This is a genomic window from Actinoplanes sp. NPDC048988, assembly GCF_043197815.1.
In the GTDB taxonomy this organism is placed as follows: Bacteria; Actinomycetota; Actinomycetes; order Mycobacteriales; family Micromonosporaceae; genus Actinoplanes.
In genome coordinates this window covers 204,675-217,219 of record NZ_JBICTW010000015.1, presented here as the reverse complement: position 1 = coordinate 217,219, position 12,545 = coordinate 204,675, and the positions used below count along the sequence as shown (strand labels likewise).

At 66.4% G+C, this 12,545-nt stretch carries 8 protein-coding genes and 1 pseudogene; 3 read left to right on the top strand and 6 right to left on the bottom strand.

Annotated elements, in window-relative coordinates:
- Window positions 1-8: 8 nt before the first annotated feature.
- Window positions 9-311 (bottom strand): annotated as a pseudogene (locus ACGFJ7_RS35630) (IS5/IS1182 family transposase); the annotation flags it as partial.
- A gap of 34 nt (window positions 312-345) precedes the next feature.
- Window positions 346-1,542: a hypothetical protein gene (locus ACGFJ7_RS35625; protein WP_392646323.1), complete on the bottom strand. Its 1,197-nt coding sequence runs from the start codon at window positions 1,540-1,542 to the stop codon at window positions 346-348.
- 737 nt (window positions 1,543-2,279) lie between these two features.
- Between ACGFJ7_RS35625 and ACGFJ7_RS35620 the strand changes: the two genes are divergently transcribed.
- Window positions 2,280-3,938: a hypothetical protein gene (locus tag ACGFJ7_RS35620; protein WP_392646321.1), complete on the top strand. Its 1,659-nt coding sequence runs from the start codon at window positions 2,280-2,282 to the stop codon at window positions 3,936-3,938.
- Window positions 3,939-3,981: 43 nt separating this feature from the next.
- Here the strand turns inward: ACGFJ7_RS35620 and ACGFJ7_RS35615 are convergent, their stop codons facing one another.
- The 4 genes from ACGFJ7_RS35615 to ACGFJ7_RS35600 form a co-directional block, all read right to left on the bottom strand.
- Complete coding sequence (locus ACGFJ7_RS35615) at window positions 3,982-6,567, bottom strand: zinc-ribbon domain-containing protein (protein ID WP_392646319.1); 2,586 nt, start codon at window positions 6,565-6,567, stop codon at window positions 3,982-3,984.
- 683 nt (window positions 6,568-7,250) lie between these two features.
- Window positions 7,251-8,708, bottom strand: a complete 1,458-nt coding sequence (locus ACGFJ7_RS35610) for a hypothetical protein (protein ID WP_392646317.1) — start codon at window positions 8,706-8,708, stop codon at window positions 7,251-7,253.
- Between the two features lie 90 nt (window positions 8,709-8,798).
- Entirely contained in the window at window positions 8,799-10,364 is a 1,566-nt protein-coding gene (locus ACGFJ7_RS35605) for a hypothetical protein (protein ID WP_392646315.1), read from the bottom strand.
- On the bottom strand, window positions 10,361-10,897 hold the full coding sequence (locus ACGFJ7_RS35600) for a hypothetical protein (RefSeq protein ID WP_392646313.1): 537 nt from the start codon (window positions 10,895-10,897) through the stop codon (window positions 10,361-10,363). The genes ACGFJ7_RS35605 and ACGFJ7_RS35600 overlap by 4 nt, the downstream gene beginning before the upstream one ends.
- 136 nt (window positions 10,898-11,033) lie before the next feature.
- Between ACGFJ7_RS35600 and ACGFJ7_RS35595 the strand changes: the two genes are divergently transcribed.
- Both ACGFJ7_RS35595 and ACGFJ7_RS35590 read left to right on the top strand, forming a co-directional pair.
- On the top strand, window positions 11,034-11,330 hold the full coding sequence (locus ACGFJ7_RS35595; protein WP_392646311.1) for a hypothetical protein: 297 nt from the start codon (window positions 11,034-11,036) through the stop codon (window positions 11,328-11,330).
- Window positions 11,331-12,521: a tyrosine-type recombinase/integrase gene (locus ACGFJ7_RS35590; RefSeq protein WP_392646309.1), complete on the top strand. Its 1,191-nt coding sequence runs from the start codon at window positions 11,331-11,333 to the stop codon at window positions 12,519-12,521.
- Window positions 12,522-12,545: the final 24 nt, after the last annotated feature.

Below are 12,545 nucleotides of genomic sequence, written 5' to 3'. Positions count from 1 at the left end.
AGTCCCTTTCATCTCCGGAAGGTCGGGTTCTCCACGTGATGTAGGACGAGGATGGCCTGCACGACCGCGGTGGCTCGGCGGGGATAGCAGCGCAGCGTTGCCAGGACATTCCCGGTCTTGAGAGTGGCGTTGGCGAGTTCGCCCTGAGCCCAGATTCGGGCACGTGCTCGGTCGACGGCCTTCTGCCGGGCCGACAGCCTGGGCCGGTAGCGATGGCGTCTGAGCGGGGTCCGGATGCTGCCGCGGGCGCCTTGGTAGGCGTTGTCGGCGAAGGTCATCACGTCCGTGGTCGTCAGCGCGTCGATGATGCCGTCGTCGCCGGCGCGGCACCATGTCGACTCTGCTTCACCTAAATGCTTCGCCACTTCCTCCGCCGTATGCCAGCCCGAAGACTTCGCTCATTGGCTGAGCCGGCATGACGGCAGGGTCGGGGCCGTCAACTTTGACCCGCGCCAAGAACGGCGGTTGCGAAGGAATCTCAACCTCGGATTCGAGGGTCCCCCATAGACGGGGCTGGACTCTGGCAACGAACCACGGCTTAAGGTCGCAGGCGGTAATTACCTGAGGAGCGTGTCCGCGCCGCCAACCTTTGCGGGTAAGCCAATGCCCATCCTGATACAAATCAGACGGGTTTCTAGACGCCTCTCTAGGCGGCAGTGCGGATACGCCGTATAGCGCTTCCTGAATTTGATAGTCTCTTGTCGGATATTCAGTATTGGCCAGGACTGCTACAACAAGCGGGGCGTCAAGAATCCCATACCGCTTGGCTTTTTGGTCAACTGCTCGTTTGAGCGGGCTGACGTTGTCCACCCCTGAAGCGCGCTTTCTACCGAACACGCCAACTAGTCGACCACCTTTGCCAGCTGACTCGAGGCCGAGCGGTAAGGCTGTGAATTCCAGGATCCAACCATCGGCTACGAATCGACGGCACGGAAGAGACGGATACATAGGGTTTGCGGTGTATGCGGCAATAACTTCGCCGGGGTCGAGAGATGCGAGCCATTGCATTAGTTGGGCTCTTAGCTTGGTAGTGGCTAACGGCTGTAAGCCAATCGCGTCATAGGAGAAGCGGAGCTTGAATTTGTCTGCGGGCAGATCCTCGAGCACAGTGTGCACCTCGCCTAGACGCCGCTTCTCGGCGAGCTTTTCTGCCGACACATTGGCCCGCACCGCTTCCAAGTAGAAGCGACGCTCACCGTTTTCTACAAGGAAGTCAGGGTGCTTCGAGGAGTCCGGTACCTCCGGGTGCACGGTAAGTTGATACCCGGCGCGGCGGTAAGCTTCGTGCAGATAGAGCTCCCAAAAAGCCGACTCGAAGTCGTGATCGTCTGGAGATTGCATGCTCTTGATTAGCGAGTGTTGGCCCGAGGCGGGATACCGGTCTGCCCACTCTTGGAGCAGATCGCGGGTTTCTGCAAAAACTGCTCCTGCCGAACGATTGAGGAAGCCGTATTCGGCCTCGTTTGGTTTCCTCGGCGCGTAATCTACACGTGTCGATTGATCAAAAATCAGCACGAACACTCCCATCAACAGAACCAGCACGATTATGGGCTATCAGACTACGCAAGGCGAGTCACTTAACGTCCGGACGGCACGACTGCGAGACGCCGAAGGCAACTTCTAGGCTCACGACGGCCGGTGAACCCGCCGGCGCTGCTCGGGGGCAGACTTTCACGGCACACTGAAACGATGACGATCAAGCACGATGAGCCCGACGGGGCACTGCGCATCGAGGTGTTCCTTAACCCCCTACCGGCAGGTTTGGTCTGCGGATCGTGGATGAGTGCCAGCGGACGCTGACCCCGCAAGAGATGCAAGCCGACGTCGGCCGTGCCCATGACTACTACACCGAGCAGTGGAACAGCCACCTACTCGGCCCGGATGATGCTGCTGGTGCCCGCTCGTATGCTCGCAGCAGCCTGACTGACGCGATCGGTAAACCACCGACGGATGAGCCCGGATCCGGCCGGACCGGGCTGTGTTACGTCCAGCACCCGTAGAGGAGTCGTCGTCGCGTGGCGGCAGTTCCGGCAGCATCTGCGGCGGCGGCTGCGCCTACCACGGCCGGCCGCGCTCCACCTGGAAAGTGTGGCGTTGGGGCGACTGGAGCTGCTGACCTGACTCCACCGCCGGCGCGGATGCATGCGGCGCCGTGACAGGCCGGAAACCTGAGCCCTTAAGCGACCCGATGATCCCGGCGATCCGGGCGCGACAGAGGCGGCTGAACCGCTGCCCCGGCCACTGGCCGGATATCGATCCGGTCGAGTACCGCGCGTCGGGTGGCGCCCGACGTCGGGCAGGCGATGCAATGTAGTCCGACGTCGACGAGCACGCGAGAGGCCTGTCTGGTGAGCGCGACAGACGCGGGGTTCGACCGGGCCCGCATCGAGCGGATCTTTCACGACGAGGGGTTGCCGTCGCTGGTTCGCGGCTGGAGCATGACCACGGACGTGCTCCCGCGCACGATCCCGTTCCTGCTGTTCTGCGCGGTGGCAGGCTGGTGGCCTGCCTACGCGGTGTTCGATCCGCCCAGCGCGTACCTGTTCGCCGCCGGAGCTGCACTGTACGCCGCGGTGTTCCTGGGCGTGACCGCGCTGATCACTCGTCGTCCGAAGGCCGCGCAGGCCACCGCCTATCTGAGCGTGGCCGGTTGGCCGGTGACGGTCGTCGTGGTCCGCGTGATCACCGCCTCACCGGCGGGCGGATGGCTGGGCGCCGTCGGCTACGCGGTGAAGGTGTGGGCGGTCCTGGCGTTAGTCTGCGCCGGGGTCATTCTGTCCGCCTACGCGGTGACCGCCGTCGGCGGGTTCCGGCTGGTGCGGCTGGCGTTCGGCGACCTCGCCGAGATTACCGCTTCGGGGATGGCCCGTCCGCTGGCGATCACGCCGGTGTTAATCCTGCTGACCTTGTTCTTCTTCCTCAACCCTGATGTGTGGCAAGTCGCCGCCGGGATCGACGGGTCCCGGCTGTTGACCGCCTGCGGGGTGTTCCTGCTCATTGCCGTGTTGACTGGCGTCGCCCGCACCCGGGAAGTCATCGACCAGGTCGCCGCCGACGTCGCCGCCGGCAGCCAAGTCATCCCGTGGCCGCAGAACACTGCGCAAGGTGCGCCGGTCGGCGCCCATGACCGACAGGCTCCGCGGCTGACCAGCCAGCAGGTCCTCAACTTGACCCTGGCGCTGGTCGGCCGGCAGCTCGCCCAGGCGTTCTGGGTCGGGGTGCTGCTGGCGGGGTTCCTGGTGTTGCTTGGCGTGGTTCTGGTCACCCGCGCGACCGGGGAGAAGTGGATTGGTCAGGCGGGCAGCGACCACTACCTGAAGCTGTTCTGGGACAGCGTGTGGGTGTCGGTGACGATGCTAAAGGTCGTCGTGCTGCTAGCCGGGTTCGCGATGCTGTATTTCATCGTGGTGACCGTCGCCGAATCGCAGCATCGGCGGCTGTTGGCCGAACCGGTAACGCATCTGATGTTGCGGCTGCTGCAAGTCCACGCCGCGTACTGCGCGCACGTCGGACAGCCGGTCAGCCGTTTCGAGACGCAGCTGGTGCCCGCGATTCGGCAAGCCGTACGCGGCGAGGCTAGGCGGGTGCTACCGCGCGCGATGTTGCTGACCCCGTTCGGCGTCGCCGGGGCCGTCCTCGCTGTGGTCGCCGGCCCGCTAGCAGTCGCGATCGTCGGACCGCGCCGGCGGGACCGACGCCTGACCAGCGGTTTCGGTGCCGGGCCGGCGGCCGTGGTGGCCGGGACGCTTTTCGCGAGAGCGGTCCGCGAGATCTGGCAACGATTCGACCTGCGCGACAACTGGAACGAGCGGGTGGAGCGGTGGGACCCGGACAGCGACCCGCTGTTCAAACACCGGTCCGGCACCGGCGAACCGCCCGCCGAACTCGTCGAAGACGACCGTGACCACCGTGGGCCGGCTGCACCGCCGCGGCGGTGAATGCCGCCGCCTCGTCCGCTGGCAAGGTGGGCAAGGACTGCTTTCATGGTGCTGCAGGCTGCACCACAGCCGACAGCGCGGCGATGTCTGCCAGGGAGGTGACCGGCAGATCTGCCTGATCCCACGTCTCGGTGTACCCGTCCTCCCTGTTGGTGAGGGTCCGGGTGCGGCCGCTGCGCAGGCCATGGGAGACAAGCACGGCGAGGAAGGTCTGCTCGCGCTGGCGAGCCACCGTTCCGTCCAGGGGTGGTGACACTTCGATTGGTTGCCATCCGTATCGCCGTAGCTTGACCAGCCGGGCCTTGGGCACGTTCGTGATGCCGATCTTGCGCTGTTCGCGTCCGTCGAACTCGCGGCGCAGGAGATAGAGGACTGCTGGTTTGGCCGGGTTGTACCCGGTGACCGCGCAGGCCGGGCAGTTGGTGTCGCCGGCGGTCCGGTTCGACACCTTAGTCGTCCATGTGTGTGTCGGGTTGTTGCTACAGCGCCATTCGATCGGTTTGTGTGTGCCGGCGGTTAGCTGATCGGCGGTTACTCCCTCGTTGAGGTCGGGGTCGAGTTCCGCCGCGATTTCCGGGAATCGGGTGGCGAGGGAGTTGGTCTGTGAGAGTCGCTGGCCTGCGCAGCACGGGCAGCCGTTGCCGGCTCGAGTACGGCTGGACACGACCGCCGGCCAGGTGTGGTCTGGTCCTTGAGGACATCGCCACCACAGCTTGTCCTCGCTGCCGTTGACGATCCGATCAGGGGTCAGGCCGTCGTTGAGCAGCGGGTCGAGTTGGACGGCGATCAACGGTGAACGCGTGGCCAGCGAGTTGGTCACCGATACTTGAACACCCGCGCAGGCGGGGCAGCCGGTCGATTCGCGCCCTGTTCTCTTGTCGAGCGTCGCGGACCACTCGTGGTCCGGGCCTGCAGGACATTGCCACCAGACCGAGATCGCGCTGCCGGCCACTACGAGATCGGGCGTCAGCTGGCCGTTGCGGGTGGGATGCCATTGAGCGGCGAGGTCCGGGCGCCGGGTCGCGAGGCAGTTAGTCACCGACAGCTGCCGACCGTGGCAGGCGGGGCAGCCGGTGCCGATAACCGTCCGCTGGTAAGCCATTGTCGACCACTCGTGATCTGGTCCCTGTGCGCATTTCCACCAAACCAGGGTCGTGCTGCTGTCGGCGATCACGTCGTGTGGCGTCAGCTGGCCGTTGCGGGTGGGATGCCATTGAGCGGCGAGGTCCGAGCGCCGGGTCGCGAGGCAGTTAGTCACCGACAGCTGCCGACCGTGGCAGGCCGGGCAGCCGGCGTCGCGGGTCATCCGCGCAGCAACCGGCAGCTCCCACACGTGATCCGGTGCTGTCGGGCACCGCCACTTCGCGCGGAAGGTGCTGGTGGCGACGATCCGCTCGGGCCGGCGTCCACCGTTGAAGGCCGGGTCGAACTCCGCGGCCAGCGCAGGGTTCATCACGGCCAGATTGTTGGTCGCAGATACGCGACGGTTCGTGCAGTAGGGGCAGCCGGTCCCCGCCCCGTTGCGGGTGTTCGGGCCGACCTTCCACTCGTGGCTCGGGTCCTGCAGGCATTGCCACCAGACGGGCGTGTTGCTGTACGCGGTCACGTCCTGCGGTGTTTTGTCGCCGTTACGCGCGGGGTGCCATTGGGCGGCGACTTCCGGGAACAGCGTCGCGAGCGAGTTGGTCACCGATACTCGACGGCCCTTGCACGCCGGGCAGCCGGTTCCGCCTCGGGCGGTCCGGTCCTTGGGCTGGACCTTCCACACATGATCGGGGCCGGCCAGGCATCGCCACCACCGTGGCTTGTTACTCCCTGCGATCACCTCCGCCGCCGTCAGGCCCTTGTTGAGTTCGACGTCGAACTGGGCGGCGACCTCGGGAAACAACGTGGCGAGGGAGTTGGTCACCGACACTCGCTGGTTCTCGCAGAACGGGCAGCCAGATCCGCCGGTGGTGCGTTGCACGACCCGCACTTGCCATTCGTGGTCGGGGCCGGCCGGACACGCCCACCAGACGATCGAGCCGCTGCCCGCTGGGACGGTTGCCGGCGTCAGGATGCCGTTGCGATGCGGATGCCATTGCCGGGCGACACGCGGGTACAGCACCGCGAGGTTGTTTGTGGCCGACGCCTTCTTGTTCGTGCGGTAGGGACACTTGGTGGCGTCCGTCGTGCGCTGGAAGATCTGTGTTTCCCACTGATGCCGTCGATCGACGGGGCACTGCCACCAGGCGCGCTCGTTGCTGCCGTACACCACCTGATCAGGGCGGCGCCCTTGGTTCGCGGTCGGATGCCACTGCGCGGCCACGTCCGGGTATCGATCGGCGAGTGAGTTCGTCACCGATACCCGCTGATTCACGCAGAAGGGACAGCGGCTGTTCGGCCGAGTCATGTTCGACACGACCGCCCGCCACACGTGATCCTCGCCCTCAGAACAGCACCACCACAGTTTGCGTCCGCTGCCTGCGGTCAGGGTCTTGAGGTCCACCTCCGCGTTTCGCGACGGATGGATCCGCGGAAGCAGCTGGGGATACGCGTCTCGTAGCAGCGTTCCTCGAGGAAACCGGGCACCACCCGAGTTCCGGTTCGCCGGACCAGCGGCTGCAGAGGAAGGCTCCAAGGCATCCATGACCGAAACCTACTGTCTCCCAACGACGGTTTCCGTTCCGCCACAGAGAGCAAATCCGGGTCTGATCGACCGTCCCCGATCCGGCGAGCGGCACGGCGACCGGCCCCGGATGGTGTCCTCACAATTCCTGACCATGATCAGCTCGGAATCCGCGGAGTTCGCGCCGGGCGTGTTTACCGCGATCAGGCGAGCCCTTCAGGACGGGTCACGACGACGGGCGGGTGTGCTCGGCGTGGAGCATCCTAATGTGTTGCGCGCACGCGACGACAGCGCCTGGCGAGGGGTCCCCGGGTGACCTGGTCGGCGCCATCCCCGCGTACCGGAAGAAGATTCGTAACTGAATGCGAGTGCTCTGAGAGACGTAGCCATCGATCCTGGACGGTCTGCCACGGCCGGCGCCGTGCCGGGTGTGCCTGCTGACCGGAGCTCAGGCGCGGCGGCTGATCGAGTGTTGCGTGCCGGCAATGCGCGGTCTGGTCGTGGCGGCACTCGGGACCGGGATGCGACTGGGTGAGCTGCTCGGCCTACGCCGTACCGACGTGTGCCTTGGTGGGCAGATGCCATCCGTTCGGGTGACTCGCTCGACGGGGCACCGGTTGAAACAGGTGCAGGAGTTACAGGCTGAGAAGCGGGCGGCCGCTCGGCGGTGTCGGCCAGCGGCCCGGCCCCCGTGGACGACCGAATCACGGGCGATCTCCACGGGCGGCTTTAAGCTGTGCATCGGTTCCGCAGCCGAGGACTCGCAGCATGTGGGCGCGGGCCACCCGATCGAGGATCTGCACGACGGCATACAGATCCATCGTGGGGTAGCCCTTTGTGCCGTGGGAGAGATCGTTGCGGACGGCCCGCAGCGCCGCGGGTAACCCGACGGTCTCGCCGGCGTCGTGGATGACCTGCTGGACCAGCGTGGTCGCCGCGAGTTCTTCGCTCACGTCGTAGGGCAGCGAGGTGAACATGTGCGTCAGGCATTGGTCGAGGCCGCCGTGCGGCTTACGCATCAAATACTTCCTCAGGAACTTGAGGACGGGCGCCGGCAGGTCCGGGACCTGTTCGAGGGCGGCGATCGCCGCGTCGCGCTTGGCCTGGTAGGCGGCGACGTTTTCCTCGTGCTCGGTCTGGTGCTCGTGGCCGAAAAGCCCTTCCAGGGCCTGCACCAGCAGCAGGTACGTAGAGCGGGGGTGCTGGCGCGGCAGGACGATGGACGCGCCGTAGGTCTCCAGCAGCGGGTGGTGCTCGTCGTGCAAGCGTTGCCAGACGCGCAGCATCTGCAGAGGCGATGTGGCCTCGGTGGTCGCCCGGAACGCCGCGTTGATCTTGCGGACGTCGGTGTCGCGTGTGGCGAACGGCGCCTGGTCGAGTTTGTGGCCGTACACCTGGAACTCATCGTGTTCGCCGTCGCCGTCGCCGGCGGCGCGGCTCAGGGTGAGGTAGGTGATGTCTTCGACGCGTCCGGTGGCCAGGGAGATGATCCGTCGTAGCGGCTCGATCCACATGGTCAGGCAGTCGTCGACGTCGAGCGGCTCATCAAGGGTGACGATGGCGACCGGGCTGAACGCCATACGGAAGAACGCCAGCTCCTGAGCGACCGCGCTGGCCCAATCGAGCGTGAGCTCGGCGTGGTCATCGGCCCAGGTCTGCGTGCTGTCCGGGTTCGGCTCGACCTGCCAGAGGTGCTCGTAGAAGCTCTGCCCCGATGCGGGAAGGGTGAACGACCGGATCGGCCCTACGCCGGCGTAGGCGTCCAGGCCGGTGATCTGGACCGTGATCGTGTCGAAGAACGGCGGCACGTCGAGTACGGCCCGGGCAGGGCCGACCAGGGCCGCCCGAGCATTGATGAACGCAAGGTCGTCGTGCCAGGTCTCGACCTCCGCGTCCAGGAGCAGAACCGTCGGGCCGTTACGCAGCTCCCCCACAATCACCGGGTGGGTAAAACGTTGCGGGAAGGCCGCCGTGGTGAACCCGTCGCCCTGCTCAGCTGCCAACGGCACCCGGCCGGACGCCGAGACGGTCGGGGGCCGGCCCGCGGTCAGATCAAGGTCGCCGTCGAGACGCTGAACGGCCCCCGTCTCATCGGGGACTGACCAGCGGCCCCGATAGTGTCCCGGTTCCAGCCGCGGTTTGAGCGGCACGCCTTCAGCCATCCCAAGATCCTCGTATGGGGGTTGGCGTCACGTCGCACCTGCTGTGCGACGACAGCAGACGGTAAAGCGCAACGGCCGGCGGAGTAACGCTCACCGGCTGACCGGCGGCGTGTCCTGCTCGGTGGGGTCCCAGCCGTGCAAGTCGAAGATCCAGAACGTCCCGAGCAGGTGCTTGGTCAAGGCCCACAGCTGCGGCCGCAGCGGCTGGAATGCGCCCGTGTCGTGCTGGAAGGTGTGCGGGTGCTGCCGCATCCAGTTGGTGACCAGTTTGCCGGTGGGTGAGCTGCACACCAGCAGCGAGATCACTCCTTTGACCCGCTGTTCCTCGATGGCCAGCACATCGATGGTGCGATCGCCGGAGGTGCCGACCACCGACCACTTCGCCTGACCGTCGCTGGCCACCGTCTTCTGTAGAAACGCGAGGACGTTGCCGTCGATGAGGACGAACGCCGGCTCGAAGCCGCGGAAGTCGACGCCGTCGGGTGTGCTGTCCAGCGATCGCCAGGTCGAGAAGAGCAGCGGCGTGACCGGGTGACCGCTGCGGCGAAGGGAATGGGCGGCCGGCCCGGGCGGCACGGATGGCCAGGTGAGCCGGGACGCGTGCGGGTCGCCGTGGGTCCGGTCGCAGGCCAGCAGCCCTAGGCTGCTTTTCTCGCCGAGGGCTTGGTCGCCTGTGTCGAACTGGCGGCGCAGGAAGCCGGGGTGCAGCCAGGCCAGCCACAGGTGCGCGCCCAGATCGGGTGCGGTGCGGGCGAACTGCGCTACCGGGAAGCTGCCGTCGTCGGCCGGGACGATCTGACGCAGTGGCAGGACGTCGTGGTGCATCTGCACGCGTTCGCGTTGCTGGTCGTCGAGCAGCGAGGTGAGCCGGTCGCTGGTGCCGAGCGGTTCGGCGATCAGGCCGGGATGCATCGGCCGCAGCACTTCGATCGTGCCGGTGATCCAGGTGCTGACGGCGTCCGGCTCCGGAGTGTCGATGCCGGCGCCGGTGAGGAGGGCGCAGACGGCACCGATATCCATGACGGCGTCTTCGGCGGGAATGAGTTCGCGCAGGCTGTCACGTAGGGCGTCGTCGGCCAGTTGCCGGCGTAGGGCGGCGAAGCGCTGGTCGGGTGCGTGATCGCGGATGAGTTGTTCGACGGTGCCGGGCCGGCGCAGGTCGTCGGGTCCAAGATCGAGCAGGGCTTGCGGGGTCATCAGCAAGTGCATGATCAGGTGCAGGCCCGCGTCGGCCACCTGGTTGTCGAAGACGTCGGCGATGACGTGTGCCCGGCGCAGGTATTGCAAGTACCGGAGGTTGCCGACCAGCACGTCGAGTCCGTCGCGGACCTGCGCCACGGCGGCGAAGGTCGCGTACGCCTCGTGGGTCTCCAAGCATGCCCGGGCGAGATCCTGCCACAGGTCGGCCGCGACCTGGCCGTTTTCGTCGGCCAGCCCGGTGACCAGCATGGCCGTGCCCCACGCGGAGCCGGCGTGCAGTTGGTGATGGGCGCGTTCGTGGTGGGAGACAAAGGCCTGCCGCAGGCCGTCGGGATCGGCGGCGGCGTTAAGCGTCCAGGAGGAGATCCCGTCGTGATATCCGAGCAGCGGCGCATCCGGGGTGTCGCTGGCGCACCTGAACAGCGGCGGCACCTCGAGGCCCGGGCTCAGGTTCATGGTGTGACGGTCCACCCGTCGGGGTGGTCGGCGAGGACTTTGCGGCGCACGAGTTTGCCAAGACGTTCGCGGAGCTCACTGGTGTTGCCGTCGTAGGCGGCGGCGATGTCGTCCCACGTCGCGGGTCGGCCGCCTCGGCGAGCGCTGGCGCTGGTCACGACGAGGACCAGGTCGTGAGATTCCTCGTCCAGTAGTTTGATCGTGGCGAGGATTTTGCGTAGCAGTGCTGCGCCGGTCGACAGGCTCGTTGATCCACTCGCAGCCCATACGGCTGCGGCTGTGAGTGCATCAGCGCGCAGGTCGCGGGCTACCGCGCTGTTGACGAAGATGCGCGTTCCCGGCACCAGGTATGGGAAAGGCTCGTCTGTCGAGGCCAGGACGTCGCCGGCTGCTTCGACGCTGAGGTACGCCTCGGTCTGCGGCTCGAGCATGAGCAGCGACAACGCGTGCGAGGCTGTCTCGGCGTCCGGATTCAGGGCCGTGTTCAGCAGGCGTATCGCAGCGATCGGATCTTCGGCCTCGTTGTCCGGCATTCTTGCCCTCCTCACGGCGTGCCCTGCCCGACAAGGGTCGCACGTGACACGGGGCTTGCTCATCACCCCGTCAGGGGGCGGCGGGCAGATGAGCTACGCAACGTGTCGGCCGAAACAGTCCTGCTCGCGGTCGTTCATGGCGATCCCGAAGCCGCCCGATCCCGCGAACAAGAGGGTGACCGTGCCGGCGGCCCGCCTGATCGGTGCCCGAGATGGCGGACTACCGGCGCGGCACACTGAAGTGATGACGATCAAGGAAGACGTGCCCGACGGGGCGCTGCGCATTGAGGTTTTCTTCAACCCGCCGAGCGGCAGGTTCGGTCTAAGGATCGTCGATGAGGGTCCGCGGATGCTGACCGCGCACGAGATGCAGGACGTCCTGGCTGTCGCCCTGCGTAACGTCACGGCCCGGCGCACGATCGCCGAGGCATAGATGGCGAGGTCACGCATTCCTGCCGGGAGCTGGGGACCCATCCATCATGTCGAGCAGAGCCCCGGCCAGTGGCGGGCGTGGGCGACGTTCCGGGACACCGACGACGTGGCTCGTGTCGTGCAGGCCTACGGGAGCGGCCGGCAGCGGGCCGAGGTCAGGCTGATCGCGAAACTCGGAGATCGCGCCCAGCATGAACTGACCGCCACGACCCGGGTGAGCAGCCTGGCTGACTTGTGGCTCGAGGAGATCACGCTGCAGGGGCGCGTCGTCGCGCAGACCGTCGACCGCTACACCGGGTGCCTGCGCCAAACGGTTTTGCCTGCGTTCGGCGACCTACTTCTCGAGGAGCTGTCGGTGGGCCGGCTGGACCGGTTCCTCAAAGCGCTGGCCCCGGCCAAGCCGTCGCAGGCACGCAATGCCAAGGTCGTCTTGAAGCAGATGCTGTCGATGGCCGTGCGGCACGGCGCCATTGCGGCCAACCCGGTGCGCGAGGTCGGGCAGTTGCCCCGGGTGAGGCGGCCGGTCAACGCGCTCACGCTGGACGAACTCGGCACGATTCGAGCGGCCATCGAGATCCGGCAGCATCGTCGCAGCACCGGGCCCCGCCGTAGCAGCAACTTGGCCGACATCGTTGAGCTTTTGATCGCTACCGGCGCCCGCATCGGCGAAGTCTTGGCGTTGAGGTGGCAGGACCTCGACCTTGACGACGACCGGCCGACCGCGACGATCTGCGGGACGATCATCTTCATCAAGGGCCGGGGCTTCCTGCGGCAAGATCGCACGAAAACCGACGCAGGCTTCCGTACGGTGATCTTGCCAAATTTCGCGGTCGATGTGTTGTGGCGGCGCTTCAACGACCGCGAGCACCCGGTACGAGGTCGCCCAGGCATCGACGCGGTCTTCACAAGCCGTAACAACACCTGGCTCTCGCCGTACAACGTCGGCCGGCAATGGCGCGAGGTACGCAAACAGACAGGACTTGATTGGGTGACGCCACATAGCTTCCGCAAGACCGTAGCCACCGCCTTGGGCGATGCAGGCAAGGCCGAGGAGGCGTCGCGTCAGCTCGGACACGCCAGTGAGGAGGTGACCAAGGCCTATTACATCGCGAAGCCGAGACTCGCTCCGGACGTCACGGACGTGTTGGACAGCCTCGGTCCACGCCATGATTTCGGGCAGCGTCGCAGGTAAGACCAGTGGACAAGTTCTTCTCTG

Excerpts from the sequence above, each read along its gene's own strand:
- ACGFJ7_RS35590 (WP_392646309.1), top strand. The coding sequence starts at position 11,331 with ATGGCGAGGTCACGCATTCCTGCCGGGAGCTGGGGACCCATCCATCAT.
- ACGFJ7_RS35595 (WP_392646311.1), top strand. The coding sequence starts at position 11,034 with ATGGCGATCCCGAAGCCGCCCGATCCCGCGAACAAGAGGGTGACCGTG.
- ACGFJ7_RS35600 (WP_392646313.1), bottom strand. The coding sequence starts at position 10,897 with ATGCCGGACAACGAGGCCGAAGATCCGATCGCTGCGATACGCCTGCTG.
- ACGFJ7_RS35615 (WP_392646319.1), bottom strand. The coding sequence starts at position 6,567 with ATGGATGCCTTGGAGCCTTCCTCTGCAGCCGCTGGTCCGGCGAACCGG.
- ACGFJ7_RS35610 (WP_392646317.1), bottom strand. The coding sequence starts at position 8,708 with ATGGCTGAAGGCGTGCCGCTCAAACCGCGGCTGGAACCGGGACACTAT.
- ACGFJ7_RS35605 (WP_392646315.1), bottom strand. The coding sequence starts at position 10,364 with ATGAACCTGAGCCCGGGCCTCGAGGTGCCGCCGCTGTTCAGGTGCGCC.